This is a genomic window from Bosea sp. PAMC 26642, assembly GCF_001562255.1.
Lineage (GTDB): Bacteria > Pseudomonadota > Alphaproteobacteria > Rhizobiales > Beijerinckiaceae > Allobosea.
Window position 1 is genome coordinate 880,237 of sequence record NZ_CP014301.1, and the last position, 14,275, is coordinate 894,511.

A 14,275-nucleotide genomic window follows, 5' to 3' on the forward strand; every position below is an offset into this window, starting at 1 on the left:
ATGCGACTGACCTCCATCCTGCATACCGCCCTGATCGGCGTCGCCTGCCTCGCCGGCATCACGACGGCCACGGCACAGCAGCCCAAAGTGCTGAATCTGGCGATCGTCGGCCGGGCGACGGCGCCGGAAGGCATCGCGATGACCGCCTTTGCCGAGGAGATCAAGGCCAAGACCAATGGCCGTATCGAGATCCGCCTGCATCCGGGTGGCGCCCTCGGCGGTGACCGGGAAGTGCTCGAAGGCCTGCAGATCGGCACGGTCGATCTCACTGTCCCCTCGACCTCGGTCATCGCCAATTTCGTGCCCGAGGTTCAGGTCTTCGACATACCCTTCCTGTTCCGCGATTTCGACCACGCCCAAGCGGTTCTCGACGGCCCGATCGGCCAGGAGATCCTGGCCAAGTTCAAGGCCAAGGGGCTGCAGGGCCTCGCTTTTGGGGGCATCGGCTTTCGCCAGCTCACCAACAGCCGCCGGCCGGTCAACGGCCCCGAGGACGTCAAGGGCCTGAAGATCCGCACGCAGGAGAATCAGATCCATCTCCAGGTCTGGCGCGCGCTCGGCGCCCTGCCGACACCGATGGCGCTGCCCGAGGTGTTCACCGCGCTGCAACAAGGCGTCGTCGACGGCCAGGAAAACCCGATCGGCGCGATCCTGAACAACAAGTTCGGCCAGGTGCAGAAGTATCTGACGATCACCAACCATGCCTTCACGCCGGTCGGCTTCGTCATGGCCCCGCGTGCTTTCGAGGCGCTGTCGCCCGAGGACCAGAAGCTGTTCGTCGAGGCCGGGCGCCGCGCCATGGCGATCTGCAAGGACGAGGTCGCCAAGGTCGAGAAGACCGGCATCGACGAGCTGCGCAAGCTCGGCCTTCAGGTCGTCGAGAAGGTCGACACCGCCAAGTTCCAGGACCTGCTCAAGCCGGCCTTCGCCGAACTCGGCAAGCGCTTCGGCGAGGCGACGATCGCGCGCATCAAGGATCAGAAGTGAGCGCGCAAGGTAGCCGCCCGGTCGCGCTGCTGCTCGCAACCGAGCGCCTTGTCACCGGCGCGGCGCTAGCCATGGGCTGCGTCGCGATGACGGTCGCGGCCTGTGCCGGACTCTTCCAGGTGCTGACCCGCTTCATCCTGCAGGAGCCGGCGACCTGGTCGGAGCCGCTCATCCGGATCATGCTGATCTGGATGGCCTATCTCGGGCTGGCATCCGCGGTGCGGGCCGGCTCGCTGATTTCGGTCGATTTGCTATACCGGCTGGTTCGCGGGCGCCAGCGGCGCGCGCTGGAAGCGGTGATCGCTTTGGCGACCTTGAGCCTGCTTGCGGTGCTCGTTTGGTTCGGCATCGACCTGACCAATCGGGTGCGCTTCCAGAACCTCGCCGGCCTCGAGATCCCGGTGAGCTATGCCTATGCCGCAATCCCGACGGGCGCGCTGATCTCGATGCTGGCCGTCGTCGCCCACTTCTTCGATCCGCGTCGCGAAGAACTCGAAACCGCGGTCTGAGGAGCCGATCATGACCGCCACCATGCTCGTCACGATGTGCGTGCTCTTCCTGTGCTCCGTGCCGGTGGCTATCGCCGTCGGTTTGGCGGCCGTCGCGGGCATGAGCCTCTACACGCCGTTGCCGCTCGTCCTCGTGGCACAGCAGGCCTTCGCCTCGCTCGACAAGTTTCCGCTCGCCGCCGTGCCGTTCTTTATCCTCGCCGGCAACCTGATGGGCGAGGGCGGCATCTCGCGCCGGCTGGTCGATTTCGCCAAGAGCCTTGTCGGCGGCGTCCAGGGCGGGCTGGCCTGCACCTGCATCCTGACCTGCATGATCTTCGCCGCCGTCTCCGGCTCCAGCGTCGCCACCACCTTTGCGATCGGTGCGATCCTGATCCCGGCCATGGTCAAGCATGGCTACCCGGTCTCGTTTGCGGCCTCGCTCCAGGCGAGCGCGGCGGAGCTCGGCGTGATCATTCCGCCTTCCATACCGATGATCCTCTATGGCGTGGCCGCCGAGGTCTCGATCGGCGAGCTCTTCGTCGCTGGCTTCGGCCCCGGCATCCTGATCGCCGGCGCACTCATGCTCTCCGTCTGGGTCTGGTGCCTGATCCGCGGCTACGGCAAGACCGACCACGAAGGCCGCCTCGGCGTCTGGCCGGCGACGCGCGCGGCGGCGCTTGCCTTGATGATGCCGGTGATCATCCTCGGCGGCATCTATGGCGGTGTCTTCACCCCGACGGAGGCGTCGATCGTCGCCGTCTTCTACGCGCTGATCGTGAGTTGCTTCATCTATCGTGAGCTCGATCTCGCCGCAGTCATCGCGATCCTGCGCAAATCGGTGGTGTCGTCTTCGGTGATCATGCTGATCATCGCGATGGCGGGGTTGTTCAGCTTCCTGCTGACACGCGCCGGCGTGCCCGCCCAGATCGGTGCCTATATCATCGCGACCTTCGACAGCGGCTGGTCGTTCCTGCTGGCGGTCAACGCGTTCCTGTTCGTGATCGGCATGTTCATCGAGACCTCGGCGGCGATCATTGTGCTGGCCCCGATTCTGGCGCCGGTCGCGATGACCTTCGGCATCGACCCGGTCCATTTCGGCATGGTCATGGTGGTCAACCTGGCGCTCGGCATGATCACGCCACCCTTCGGCGTCAATCTCTTCGCCGCCTGCGCGGTCGCCCGGATCTCGCTCGACCGAATGACGAAGTCGCTCCTGCCCTTTATCGGCGTGGTCCTGGCCTGCCTGATGTTGATCACCTACGTGCCGTGGATTTCGCTCGCGCTACGCGACCTGGTGTATCGCTGATTTAAAGGTCCGCTCCTTGGCATTGCTTTAAAGTCTGGTATTGGCGCAGCGCGTCGGCTGCTTGTTTCCAGCCTGCCATCACTTTAGCTATCCTTCATGCAGCTGCTGACAAACCTCCCCGCTTCGCCTTCTCGCGTAGCGGCCAGATCTCGGACAACTGGCCGGCTGCGTCGATCACGCGACGGCCAACGATATTGAGTTGTGCTAAGCCCAGTCTGATATTGGGGGCGGCCACACTCACGGTGCCTACGATGTGCCCCTCGACTCCTGAGATGATGGCGGCGGCAACCGCCGTGACTCCGGGCTCCGCCTCGCCGACTGCAATTCCGTAGCCACGTGCGAGAGTGTGTTCCAGCTCGGCGAAAAGCTGGTCGAAACTGCGCACCGCGTTGGGGCCATACTGGCCAGGTTCACCAAAGCCGCCATTGCGGGCGATCAGATGATGCACCTGCGTGGGTGGAAGGCGCGCGAGCCAGGATTTTCCGCTCGCCGTGGCATGAAGGGGCACGGTGTTGGTGCTCAGCAACGGCTGGTACATCAGGCCGCCGCGTGCGCCCTGTGCATCAGCGATCCAGACCAAGGCATGGGCGTCAATGACGGCGAGGCGGACGAATTCGCGGGTCTCCACGGCCAGATTGTCGAGCACGGGCTGGCAGATATCGGGAATGCCCGTCGCATTGTAGAGGCGTTGACCCAGGATGCTCAGACGCATCGTTAGCCGATAGGCGCTCGTTTGCTCATCCTGCGCCACCCAGCCCTGCTGGATCAAAGCGCCCAGCAGGCGGTGGACGCCACTCTTGGGCAAGCCCAGCCGCAGGGCGATGTCGCCGAGCTGCATCTCGCCCGCTTCCTCCACAAGAAGCTCGACGATGGACAAGCAGCGTTCGGCGGGAATATGGGCCATGGCTCGCGCAGTATCCGAATGTGTGCCGGCTCCGCCATCAGCGGCCGGCGAAAACGGGCGGTCGCTTTGCGAAGAAGGCCGCGGCGCCCTCCTGCAGATCGTCGGAATCGAAGATACGCTGCTGTGCCACGGTCGAGTGCGACAGGCCGGCATCGAGCGGCAGATCATCCGCCAGATCAACGAGTTCCTTCGCGAGGCGGTTGGATATCGGGCCGCGAAGGGCGATCGTCCCGGCCATCTCGCGGGCCGCGGCCAGGGCTGATCCTACTCCCGTCACCGCGTTTACCACGCCCCAGGAGAGGGCCTGCTCGCTCGAAATCGGAGCGCCCGTGAACAGTATCTGCTTGGCGCGTGCGGGGCCGACAAGGCGCGTCAGCCGGATCGCGCCATTGCCGGCGAGCCCGCCGAGATGACATTCGGGTAGGCCTATCGAAACGCCGGCGCGCAGGATGCGCAGGTCGCAGCACAGCGCGATCTCGAGTCCGCCGCCCAGCGCCGGTCCGTCGATCGCCGCGATGGTCGGGATGGGAAGCCGCGCCAGATTGCGCAGCACCATGTCCTCGAACAGGATTTTCTGCTCGCTGGCATCGGCCTTGAACGGGCCGAACTCCTTGATGTCGCTGCCGGCACAGAAGGCGCGTGCGTCCCCGCCATGCAGGATGATGCAGCGCAGGTCCTGCCTTTGTGAGACGGCGGCCAGTAGCCGGTTGAGCTGCCGCAGCAACGAGCGGGTGACGAGATTGAGTGAACCGTTCGCGAGCAGGATCTCGGCGACAGCGCCATTCTCGCTCATTGTGACCAAGCCCGCCGGAGGTGGCGGCGTCGCCGCTGTGCCCGCCATCGTCAGGCCGCGCTCTGCTGCGGCAGGGTGATGCCGTGCAGCACGCCCATCCGCTCGAACTGCTGGTGGATTCGGTCGACATAGGCTGAAAAGGCCGCCGCGTCACCGAGCACGATCGGGCGGGGGCGCGGCAGCTCGACCTGGATGTCGTCGATTACCTCGCCCGGGCTCGGACTCATCACCAGGATGCGGTCGGACAGGCCGACCGCCTCCTCGACGCTGTGGGTGATGAACACCACGGTGGGGCGCCGGCGCAGCCAGAGGCTTTCGAGATCGGTGCGCACCTGCAGGCGCGTCAGGGCGTCGAGCGCCCCAAAAGGCTCGTCCATCAGGATGACTGGCGGCTCATGCACCAGGGTGCGGATCAGCGAGACGCGCTGGCGCATGCCGCCCGAGAGCTGGTTGGGGTATTTGTCCATCGCATGTTCGAGGCGCAGCTGGGCGAACAGATCCTTCGCGCGTCTTGCCAGAACCTCCCGGTCGAGGCCCCGGATGTCGGCGTGCAGCATCACATTCTCGAAGGCCGTGCGGAAATCGAGCAGGAGATGATCCTGGAAGGCGATGCCGACATCGGTGATCGGCTTCGTCACGACCTTGCCGTCGACCGTGATCTCGCCGGTGGAGCGCGCCAGAAGCCCCGCGATCATCAGCATGAGCGTGCTCTTGCCGCAGCCGGACGCACCCACGACGGAGATGAATTGGCCTGCGGGAATCGTCACGTCGAGAGGCTTCAGGGCCCGAAACGGCTTCTCCAAATCGGCCCCGAAAACCTTGGAGACGTTACGGATATGAATCGCCACGCCCGATTTCGGGGCGCTGTCGGTCATGGTGTTGTCGGTCATGGGCTGGCTCATCAGCTTGCGGTCGCCGCGACGGGGGCAGAGGCTGCGACGGCCTCGAGCGGAAACTTGGAGACGAGCAGGGCCTTGCGGCCCTGCTGCACGATCGAGCCGTCCTGCTTGACCACCTTCACCTCGAAGGTCGCGATCGCCTGCGTCGGCCGGGACCGGCTTTCGCGGAGTTCGGCCAGTTCGTAGTCGACGAAGATCGTGTCGCCGACGAAGATCGGCCCGACGAAGCGCCAGCCATCGATGCCGAGGAAGGCGATGGCGGTCTCGCGCAACTCGCCGGTGCGCGCCCACATCAGGCCATGGGCGTAGGCCAGCCCCATCATGCCATGGGCGACCTTCTGGCCGAACTGGCTGGCCTGCGCATAGACGTCGCTGGTGTGCAGCTCCGAATGGTCGCCCGTCAGCCCGGCGAAGCTCATCAGGTCGGCGTCGGTGATCGTCCGGCCGGGGCTGCGGAACTGCATCCCGACGAAGAGATCGTCATAGCGATAACCGAGTCTCGGTTTTACGTTCATGGCGTCCGCTGATGTCCTGACCACGACCTGATGGAGCATGAGCGACGGCGTGCGCTTACTTGCAGGCGCGCATCTCGGCAGCCGCCGGCAGATAGTCGTTGCTGTAGTAGCTCTTGGGATCCTGGCCCTCGGGCAGCAGCTTGACCTCGGAGAGCAGCGCCTGCGTCCGTGTCCAGTGCGCGTCCTCGGCCTTGCCGATGAACTTAGCGCCGCCGCTGCAGAACAGGGGGGTGATGGCGGCGAGTTCGGCGGTGGCGAGCTTCACGTTCACGTCCGGGAACAGCGTCTTGACGTGCTCGATCGCCTTGGTCGGATTGTCGAGCGCGAAGGACCAGCCCTTCAGGCTCGCCCCGATGAACTTCTTCAGGACCTCGGGATTCTGCTTGATGAAATCGTTCGATGCGAAGATCGAGGTGGCCACGGTGGGCACGCCATGGTCGGCGAAGGGGAAGTTGCTCAATTCCGCGCCCTGCATCTCGAGCTGAATCTGATAGGCGTCAAGCGAACCGAGGATCGCATCGACCTGTCCCTGCAGCAGTGAGGGCACCATCGCGGCCACCGGCATGTTGATCAGGGTCATGTCCGCCTCCTTCAGGCCGTTGGCCTTCAGCAGCAGCGGCAGCATGGGGCCTTGCGACGAGCCGGCGGGAACGCCGACCTTCTTGCCCTTGAGATCGGCGAGCGACTTGATGCCGGTCTTCTTGAGCGCGTTCACCGAATTGGGGTTCGACTGGTAGACCGTCGCGACGATTTTCATCGGCGCGCCCTTCGAGATCAGCTGGCTCACCGCCACCGCGTCGGCATAGGCCAGTTGAGAGCGACCGCTGGCGACCAGCTGGGCGGTGTTGCCCGAGCCGTTGCCCTGGACGACGGTGACGTCGAGGCCGGCGGCCTTGTAGTAACCTTCACCGACCGCTGCGGCGAAGCCCGCATTGGGGCCGCCCGCCGTCCAGTTGAGCTGGAAGGTCACAGGCGTCTGCGCGGTGGCTGCAGCCAGGCCCATCCCGGCCACGACCGCGGTGGCTGCAAGCGTCCGATTGATCCAGTGCTTCATGACAAATCCTCCCGTTATTGTTGTTCGATGAACCGGCTTGTCGTTTGGCCCGGCCGTGGTCAGCGGCGGTTCTGGCGTTGCCAAGGCGTCAACGCCCATTCGCTGAACTCGACCGCGTAGTTGATGATGACCCCGATCACCGTCAGCACCACGAGGACGGCGAAGGTGAGTTCCATGTCGAGCGTGCTGGTGCCGCGCAGCAGCACATAGCCGAGACCCTGGTTGGCACCGACGAACTCCGCGACGATGGCCGCGGTGGCCGCGATCGTGGCCGAGGTCTTGATGCCCGAGAAGATCACCGGCAGCGCCGCCGGGAAGCGCAGATACCAGAAGGTCTGCCAGGTGCTCGCACCCATGGATTTGGTGAGATAGAGCAGCCGCTGATCGAGGATCTGAAACCCGCTGATGCTGGCGAGCAGGAGCGGAAAGAACGTCATCAGAAAGGTCAGCAGCACCTTCGATTCCATGCCGAAGCCGAGCCAGACCAGGAAGAGCGGCGCGACCGCGATCTTCGGCACCAGCTGTAGCAGCATGATTGGCGGGTAAAGCGTCTGCTTGGCGATCGGCGACAGGGCGATCAGGAGGCCCAGCGGGATCGCGAAGACGACGGTGAGGCCGAAACCCAGAACGATCTCGGTGAGCGTGACCTTCGCGTTCAGCCACAGCATCGCCGCGTCGCTGATCACGCGCTGGAAGACCGCTCCAGGCGCCGGCAGCAAATAGGCGGGGATCTGGAAGATCTGGATCGAGGCCGACCACAAACCGACGATCGCGACGAAGGTCAGCGGCGGAATCAAATTCCAGCCGATCGCCATCAGTCGGCGCGTCGCCGGCGAACGCCGCCGGGGCGCATCGCCAAGCGTCTCGGGCATCGTGAAATCCGACGCCGCACGCGACGCCATCTGCGAAGCCATCTCGCAGCTCTCCTTCCCTGACATCGACGCGTATCCCGAGGGTCGCGCTTCTTTTTTGTAGCCTGGCAATCGCGCAGGCACTTCGTCCGATGTTTGAACGCTATTCCAACTTGGCAGGCGTGACAACAGAAATGTATCCGCTTACATTCCTTTTATGGCGGTGGGCGACAGTGACTGGAGAGAGCCGTCGTGAAGGATCCGCATATCGTCGTCGCCGGCGCTGGAGCGATGGGGAGCCTGTTCGGCGGACTGCTCGCCGAAAACGGGCTGCGCGTGACGCTGCTGGCGCGGCGCGAGGAGCATGTCGCTTCCATCCGCGAGCACGGGCTGCGCATCGTCGGCGAGGGCGGCGATCGCCATGTGCCGATCGGCGCGGCGACATCGACCGCCGGGGTCTCGCCTGCCGATATCGTCTTCATCCAGAGCAAGGCGCATGCGACTCGGGCGCTCAGCGAAAGCGTCGCTGCGCTGATGGCGCCCGGCGCGATTGCCGTCAGTTTCCAGAACGGGCTCGGCAATGAGGACATCATGGCGCAGGCCATGGGCCGCGAAGCGGTGCTCGGCGGCCTGACCTCGCTGGGAGCGACGCTGGAAGCGCCGGGCATGGTGCGCAGCTATGCCACCCTGCCGACGATGATCGGCGAGATGGCGGGCGGGCTCTCGCCGCGGGCCGAGGCCATGGCCGCGCTGATGACCGCTCACGGCCTTCCGACCTCGGCCAGCGACGACATCCTCACCGAGAAATGGCGCAAGCTGATGCTCAATGTCGCGATGTCGGCGACGAGCGGGCTGACCGGGCTGACGATCGGCGCCGTCGCAAACCTGCCGCCTCTCGCGATCGTTGCGCGCCGGGCCATGGACGAGGCGGCGGCCGTGGCCGCGGCCTGTGGCATAAGCCTTCCGTTCGAAACGCGCTATGAGGTCTTCGACGGCATCGTGGCCAGCGGCGCGGCCCGCAACAAGACCAGCATGCGCCGCGATATCGAGGCGGGACGGCCCAGCGAGGTCGAGGCGATCTATCTCAGCGTCATCGAACGCGGGCGGGCCAAGGCCGTCCCGACACCGACACTCGAGGCTCTGGCCGCGCTGATCCTCGGGTTGGAGGCGGCACGCGGTGGAGCCTGAGGTAAAAGGCTCCAGCGTTGTCACGCCGGCTCGGCCACGCCCTCCGGCCTCCGGGCGCTATCCTTGGCAGCCAGCAGCCGCCGCGGCCGCCGCGCCTGCGAGCCGCCGGCGAGGATATCGCGCTTCAGGCCCATCGGCTCGGCCGCGAAGAGGCGCGCATCCATCGTCTTGAGATCGGCCGCGATCGCCGGTCGGAAGGCCATATGCGCCAGGATGTCATGCTCGATCTCGACCCCTGGCGCGATTTCGCAAAGTTCGAGACCCGCCGAGCCGACGCGGAACACCGCGCGCTCCGTCACGAACACAGCCTCGCGACCCTGCTCTCGGGCGAAGCGGCCATTGTAGCAGATCTGCTCGACGTCCTGGACGAACTTGCGGCTGCGGCCCTCCTGCAGGATGCGCAGCTTGCCGTCGGTCGTCGCGATCTGCAGCCCGCCGGCGGTGAAGGTGCCGCTGAAGACGACCTTGCGCGCATTCTGGCTGATGTTCACGAAGCCCCCAATGCCGACGATCGTGTCGCCGAAGCGGCTGACATTGACATGGCCTTGGGCGTCCACCTCGGCGAAGGACAGAAAGGCGATGTCGAGCCCGCCGCCGTCATAGAAGTCGAACTGGTAAGGCTGGTCGACCATGGCGTCGTAGTTCTGCGCGGCGCCGGAATCGGGTCCCGTCAGCGGGGCGCCGCCGATGAAGCCCTGCTCGTTGGTCAGGACGATCTCGTCGAGGAAGCCCTCCTCGGCCGCCACGGCCGAAACGCCCGTCGAGATCCCGGCGCCGAGATTGCAGATCGCGCCCGGCTGGATTTCCATGGCCGCACGCCGCGCGACGATCTTGCGCTCGGTGAAGGGCAGCTTGCGCAGGCCTTCGAGCGGAACCCGCATCTCGCCAGAGTAGCTCGGGTTATAGTCGCTCCAATAGGTCTGGCGCTGGTTCTCGTCGACGACAACATAGTCCACCAGGACACCGGGGATCTTCACCGCGCGCTGCGGAAGCGTACCCCGCCTTGCCATGCGCTTGACCTGGACGACCACCGCCGCGCCCAGCCGCCGCCCGGCCTGCGCGGAGGACAGCATCTCGCCGGGAATGGCCTCCTGCTCCATGGTGATATTGCCGTCCTCGTCGGCGCTGGTGCCGCGCAGCAGCACGATGTCGAGCGGAAACGGCTTGAAGCGCAGCCATTCCTCACCGCCGATGTCGAGCAGCTCGACCAGATCCTCACGCGCGCTGGGGCTCTGCCTCGCCCCGCGCTGGCGCGGATCGACGAAGGTGTGCAGCCCCGTCTTGGTGATCACGCCGGGCCGGCCGGCCGCAATCTCGCGCGTCATCTGCGCGATCACGCCCTGCGGCAAGGTGTAGGACTCGATCAGATCCCTCTGCGCGAGCGCGATCAGCGGGGGCGAGTCGACAAGCGCGCCCGTGATGCTGCGCTTGAGCATGCCGGGATGACGGAAGCGGGCAGCGCCCTTCAGCTTGCGGTCGCCGATGCCGACGGCATGGATGAGGCACAGGTCGCGCGGCGCGCCGGTTTCGAGAAAACGGGCCTCGACCGCTTCGAGAATGGCTTCCGGCACGCAGTGACCGCCGCCCGAGCCGCTGACGAGCACGCTGTCGCCTTGCTGGATGAGCGAGGCGGCCTCGCTGGCGCTGATCACCTTCATCGGTCGCTTCCTCATGGCGTCCGGCCTCGATGCGATTGACTTTCGCCGCCGGTTTTGTAACCGCTTGCATAAAGTTGGGAGTCCTCCAGTGTCAAGTCTTGGTTCCAGATCATCGGCCGACAGCGCCCGTAGGATGGGCGGGCGATGAGCCGCGTTGCGATCGTCACCGGGGCTGGCCGCGGCATCGGCCGCGCCATCGCCGACGCGCTGGTCGAGGCCGGGTTCATCGTGGCCCGCGTCAGCCTGGAAACGGCGCCCGAGGCTGGCAGCATCGCCCCCGGGACGGGCGCTTATTACAGCTGCGACGTGGCCGACCTGACCGCCCACGTCCGATTGATCGCGCGCATCGCGGAGGATCTCGGCGAGCCGGACTGTCTGGTCAACAATGCCGGCGTCACCTCGCTGCAGCGCGGCGATCTGCTCAATCTCTCGCCGGAGAGCTACGACCGCACCCTGGCCATCAATCTGCGGGCCGGCTTCTTTTTGACCCAGGCCTTTGCAAGCCGGCGCCTGGCGAAGACCGCAATCAACGGCGACAAAGACATCGAGCCGGGCTCCATCATCTTCATCGGCTCGGCCAATGCCGAGATCCTCGGCGAGAACCGCGCTGATTACTGCGTCAGCAAGGCCGGCGTCGCGATGATGGCGAAGCTGTTCGCGGCGCGCCTGGCGGCCGATGGCATCGCCGTTTTCGAGGTGCGACCGGGCGTGATCCGCACGGAAATGACGGCGCCGGCCGCGACCAAATACGATGCGCTGTTGGCCGGCGGCGGCATTCCCATGGGCCGCTGGGGCGAGCCGTCCGATATAGGGCGTACGGTGGCCGCGCTCGCGACCGGGGCGATCCCCTATGCGACGGGCATCCACATCGATGTCGGGGGCGGATTGCACCTGCACCGGGTCTGAGGAGAAAGACGAAATGGCACTGGCAGGTAATGGCGTCCTGGCGATCTGGAACGGCATCGCCGCGGAGGCGGAAGACGACTTCATCGCCTGGCATATCGGCGAGCACATCCCCGAGCGCGTCGCCGTGCCGGGCTTCCTGCGCGGACGCCGCTATGTCGCCGAGCGCGGGACGCCGAAATACTTCAACTTCTACGAGACGGACTCGCCCGACGCGCTCGTCTCGCCGGAATACCTAGCGCGGCTCAATGCACCCTCGGACTGGACGAAGCGCGTCGTTCGGCATTTTCGCGATACCTCGCGAACGGTGTGCGCGGTCGCCGCCAGCGAGGGACTCGGCGACGGCGCCTATGTGGCGACGCTGCGGCTGGCGGCGCGCGGCGAGCGCATGGAATTTTGGAACGCGATGCGCGAGGCGGTTCTGGAACCTTTGAGACAGGCCCCGTCGATCGTGGCCGTCCATCTCCTCGAAGGGCAAGGTGGCGGTGGCACCGGCGCGACGGCGGAAAGGGCGCTGCGCGGGCAACCGGACCAGATCGCCGATTGGATCCTGCTGGTCGAGGCCGTCGATGCCGGGCCGCTGGAGGCCGTCCTGGCGGAGCACGCCTCGCAGACGCGGCTTGCCCTGATCGCGACCGATTACGACGCGGTTCGCGATTGTGGCATCTATCGGCTGCAATACGGGCTCGCGAAACACCAGATCGCCTGAGTGACAGCCCGCTGGAGGAACGGATCGCGATGGCGAGGGGCAAGACCGCGCAGACCAGAACCGAGGCCGAGATCCCTCCTGCCATGCTGGAGGGGTCCCGCACGGTGGGATTGAGGGAGGTGGCGCGCGCCGCCGGCGTCTCGACGGCGACGGTCTCGCGCGCGATCAACACGCCCGACGTCGTCTCCGCGGATTTGCGCGAGCGCATCGCCGTTGCCGTCAAAGCGCTGGGCTGGGTGCCCGATGGCGCAGCGCGCGCGCTGAGCACACGCCGCTCGCAAACCATCGGGGCGGTGTTTCCGGCCCTGTCGGTCGGCGATTTCGCCCATGCGACGCAGGCCATCCAGTCGGAGCTGTCCCTGTCGGGCTACACGCTGCTCCTCGCCTGCTCGGACTATGATTCCGATCTCGAACTGCGGCAGGTCCGGAAATTCGTCGAGCGCGGCGTCGACGGTCTGATGCTGGTCGGCCAGGCGCATCACCCCGATCTGGCGCCGCTGCTGGCGCAACGGCAGATGCCCTTCGTCAACACCTTCGTCTACGACCCGCAGACCCACGGCACCTGCGTCGGCCCCGACAACCGCAAGGCGCTGATGATGATGACGGATTATCTGGCCGATCTGGGCCATGTCCGCTTCGGCGTCATCGCGCAATCGACCCGCAACAACGATCGCGCCAGCGCGCGTCTCGACGGTGTGCGCGATGCCCTGTCCCTGCGCGGGCTGGCGGTGCGGCCCCAGCATTTCGCCACCGGCGAATGGTCGATCGCGGAGGGCCGCAGCCTGTTGCGTGCCCTGCTGCAGACCAATCCGAAGCCGACCGCCATCATCTGTGGCAACGCCCATCTCGCGGTCGGCGCGGTACTGGAAGCACTTGCCATGGGCCTGCGCCTGCCCGACGACCTGTCGATCGTCGGCTATGACGACATCGAAATCATGAGCCATCTCCCTGTGCCCGTGACGACCGTTCGGGTTCCCAGTGCCGAGATCGGCCGGATTGCCGCTCGGGTGCTGATTGCGCGGCTCGAAGGGCGCAGCTGCAGCGCGCCGCTGGAGGCGCAGGCCGAGCTGGTCATCCGGGCGTCCTCGGGGCCTCCCCCTGCCACGTAGGGATCACCCATTCCCCGATCCCTCTCCCAGAAGGCTTGCCATGACACCTCCCGTTGCCTCCGCCGTCCCGATCACGGGCGCCACGCGCCTCATCGGCTTTCTCGGCGATCCCGTCATCCACGCCAAATCGCCCCAGAATTTCAACCCGCGCCTGGCCGCGACGGGACATGACGCCGTGTTGGTGCCGATCCATCTGCGGCAGGATGAATTCGACGCCGCCATCGGCGGCGTGATGGCGATCGCCAATCTCGACGGGCTCGTTGTGACGATGCCGTTCAAGGAGCGGCTGATCGCCCGGCTCGACGAGGTCTCGGCCCGCGCCCGCGCCGTGGGGGCGGTGAATGCGGCCCGGCGACGGGCCGATGGCGCCTGGGTTGGCGATATCTTTGACGGCGTCGGCCTGGTCGGAGCCATCGAAGGCCTGGGGATGTCGCCGCGCGGGCTGAAGGTCGGGCTGATCGGCGCCGGCGGAGCCGGCGCAGCCATCGCCTTCGCCTTGGCCGAGGCCGGCGTCATCTCCCTTGCGATCCATGATCGCGACGGCGCGCGAGCCGCCGATCTCTGCCGCCGGGTTGCGGCGACCGGGCCGCTGGCGCCGGTCGCGGGGACGTTCGATGTCGGCACAATCGATCTGCTCGTCCATGCGACGCCGGTCGGCATGGCGCCCGGCGACGAGATCGCGATCGACATCGCCGGACTGTCTGCAAACACGGCGGTCGTCGACATCGTGACAATGCCTTCGACCCCGCTGCTGCAGGCCGCGGCGGACCGCGGCTGCCGCCATGCAGGCGGCGGCGCCATGGTCGCCGCCCAGACCGTGGCAATTCTCGGCTATCTTGGCTTCGATATGACCAGAAAATTCAAATAGCCTGCGGTCGCGTTGAGCGAACTTTGAGTGCTTAGGAACC

General features: G+C 66.1%; 15 protein-coding genes. 8 read left to right on the forward strand and 7 right to left on the reverse strand.

The window, feature by feature from the left end:
• The 3 genes from AXW83_RS04155 to AXW83_RS04165 are packed head-to-tail and all read left to right on the forward strand — an operon-like array spanning position 1 to position 2,784.
• Positions 1–987, forward strand: a complete 987-nt coding sequence (locus AXW83_RS04155) for a TRAP transporter substrate-binding protein (RefSeq protein ID WP_066610906.1) — start codon at positions 1–3, stop codon at positions 985–987.
• Positions 984–1,496, forward strand: coding sequence for a TRAP transporter small permease (locus AXW83_RS04160; protein WP_210179639.1), 513 nt, complete (start codon positions 984–986; stop codon positions 1,494–1,496). Before AXW83_RS04155 ends, AXW83_RS04160 begins: the two co-directional genes overlap by 4 nt.
• 10 nt (positions 1,497–1,506) lie before the next feature.
• Positions 1,507–2,784, forward strand: a complete 1,278-nt coding sequence (locus tag AXW83_RS04165; RefSeq protein WP_066610908.1) for a TRAP transporter large permease — start codon at positions 1,507–1,509, stop codon at positions 2,782–2,784.
• A gap of 94 nt (positions 2,785–2,878) precedes the next feature.
• Here the strand turns inward: AXW83_RS04165 and AXW83_RS04170 are convergent, their stop codons facing one another.
• Genes AXW83_RS04170 through AXW83_RS04195 form a run of 6 tightly spaced genes read right to left on the reverse strand, consistent with a single transcriptional unit; the run spans position 2,879 to position 7,863 of the window.
• Positions 2,879–3,688 (reverse strand): IclR family transcriptional regulator, encoded by an 810-nt coding sequence (locus AXW83_RS04170; RefSeq protein WP_066610909.1) that lies wholly within the window; start codon positions 3,686–3,688, stop codon positions 2,879–2,881.
• Between the two features lie 37 nt (positions 3,689–3,725).
• Positions 3,726–4,481: an enoyl-CoA hydratase/isomerase family protein gene (locus AXW83_RS04175; protein ID WP_156639786.1), complete on the reverse strand. Its 756-nt coding sequence runs from the start codon at positions 4,479–4,481 to the stop codon at positions 3,726–3,728.
• Positions 4,482–4,531: 50 nt separating this feature from the next.
• Positions 4,532–5,371, reverse strand: coding sequence for an ABC transporter ATP-binding protein (locus AXW83_RS04180; protein WP_066610912.1), 840 nt, complete (start codon positions 5,369–5,371; stop codon positions 4,532–4,534).
• An 11-nt stretch (positions 5,372–5,382) separates the two neighbouring features.
• Entirely contained in the window at positions 5,383–5,895 is a 513-nt protein-coding gene (locus tag AXW83_RS04185) for a MaoC/PaaZ C-terminal domain-containing protein (RefSeq protein ID WP_066619786.1), read from the reverse strand.
• Positions 5,896–5,950: 55 nt separating this feature from the next.
• Positions 5,951–6,949, reverse strand: a complete 999-nt coding sequence (locus AXW83_RS04190; RefSeq protein ID WP_066610916.1) for an ABC transporter substrate-binding protein — start codon at positions 6,947–6,949, stop codon at positions 5,951–5,953.
• A 59-nt stretch (positions 6,950–7,008) separates the two neighbouring features.
• The gene (locus AXW83_RS04195) at positions 7,009–7,863 is read right to left on the reverse strand and encodes an ABC transporter permease (protein WP_082766935.1); all 855 of its coding nucleotides are present in this window, start codon (positions 7,861–7,863) and stop codon (positions 7,009–7,011) included.
• Between the two features lie 189 nt (positions 7,864–8,052).
• On the opposite strand from AXW83_RS04195, the gene AXW83_RS04200 reads away from it, so the two are divergent.
• Positions 8,053–8,988, forward strand: coding sequence for a ketopantoate reductase family protein (locus AXW83_RS04200; protein WP_066610918.1), 936 nt, complete (start codon positions 8,053–8,055; stop codon positions 8,986–8,988).
• Between the two features lie 20 nt (positions 8,989–9,008).
• Here AXW83_RS04200 and AXW83_RS04205 read toward each other — a convergent pair whose 3' ends face one another.
• Positions 9,009–10,646, reverse strand: coding sequence for an acyl CoA:acetate/3-ketoacid CoA transferase (locus AXW83_RS04205; protein ID WP_066610923.1), 1,638 nt, complete (start codon positions 10,644–10,646; stop codon positions 9,009–9,011).
• A 144-nt stretch (positions 10,647–10,790) separates the two neighbouring features.
• On the opposite strand from AXW83_RS04205, the gene AXW83_RS04210 reads away from it, so the two are divergent.
• The 4 genes from AXW83_RS04210 to AXW83_RS04225 are packed head-to-tail and all read left to right on the forward strand — an operon-like array spanning position 10,791 to position 14,235.
• A complete protein-coding gene (locus AXW83_RS04210) occupies positions 10,791–11,552 on the forward strand; it encodes a 3-ketoacyl-ACP reductase (protein WP_066610925.1) in 762 nt (253 codons plus the stop codon).
• A gap of 13 nt (positions 11,553–11,565) precedes the next feature.
• Positions 11,566–12,258, forward strand: coding sequence for a DUF4286 family protein (locus AXW83_RS04215; RefSeq protein ID WP_066610927.1), 693 nt, complete (start codon positions 11,566–11,568; stop codon positions 12,256–12,258).
• Positions 12,259–12,287: 29 nt separating this feature from the next.
• Positions 12,288–13,367, forward strand: coding sequence for a LacI family DNA-binding transcriptional regulator (locus tag AXW83_RS04220; protein ID WP_066610929.1), 1,080 nt, complete (start codon positions 12,288–12,290; stop codon positions 13,365–13,367).
• Positions 13,368–13,407: 40 nt separating this feature from the next.
• A complete protein-coding gene (locus tag AXW83_RS04225) occupies positions 13,408–14,235 on the forward strand; it encodes a shikimate dehydrogenase family protein (RefSeq protein WP_066610931.1) in 828 nt (275 codons plus the stop codon).
• The last annotated feature ends 40 nt before the right edge of the window (positions 14,236–14,275 follow it).

Bases quoted from the DNA above. Each gene is read 5' to 3' on its own strand.
- AXW83_RS04155 (WP_066610906.1), top strand. From the start codon at position 1: ATGCGACTGACCTCCATCCTGCATACCGCCCTGATCGGCGTCGCCTGC.
- AXW83_RS04165 (WP_066610908.1), top strand. From the start codon at position 1,507: ATGACCGCCACCATGCTCGTCACGATGTGCGTGCTCTTCCTGTGCTCC.
- AXW83_RS04170 (WP_066610909.1), bottom strand. From the start codon at position 3,688: ATGGCCCATATTCCCGCCGAACGCTGCTTGTCCATCGTCGAGCTTCTT.
- AXW83_RS04175 (WP_156639786.1), bottom strand. From the start codon at position 4,481: ATGAGCGAGAATGGCGCTGTCGCCGAGATCCTGCTCGCGAACGGTTCA.
- AXW83_RS04180 (WP_066610912.1), bottom strand. From the start codon at position 5,371: ATGACCGACAACACCATGACCGACAGCGCCCCGAAATCGGGCGTGGCG.
- AXW83_RS04185 (WP_066619786.1), bottom strand. From the start codon at position 5,895: ATGAACGTAAAACCGAGACTCGGTTATCGCTATGACGATCTCTTCGTC.
- AXW83_RS04190 (WP_066610916.1), bottom strand. From the start codon at position 6,949: ATGAAGCACTGGATCAATCGGACGCTTGCAGCCACCGCGGTCGTGGCC.
- AXW83_RS04195 (WP_082766935.1), bottom strand. From the start codon at position 7,863: ATGGCTTCGCAGATGGCGTCGCGTGCGGCGTCGGATTTCACGATGCCC.
- AXW83_RS04205 (WP_066610923.1), bottom strand. From the start codon at position 10,646: ATGAAGGTGATCAGCGCCAGCGAGGCCGCCTCGCTCATCCAGCAAGGC.
- AXW83_RS04210 (WP_066610925.1), top strand. From the start codon at position 10,791: ATGAGCCGCGTTGCGATCGTCACCGGGGCTGGCCGCGGCATCGGCCGC.
- AXW83_RS04215 (WP_066610927.1), top strand. From the start codon at position 11,566: ATGGCACTGGCAGGTAATGGCGTCCTGGCGATCTGGAACGGCATCGCC.
- AXW83_RS04220 (WP_066610929.1), top strand. From the start codon at position 12,288: ATGGCGAGGGGCAAGACCGCGCAGACCAGAACCGAGGCCGAGATCCCT.
- AXW83_RS04225 (WP_066610931.1), top strand. From the start codon at position 13,408: ATGACACCTCCCGTTGCCTCCGCCGTCCCGATCACGGGCGCCACGCGC.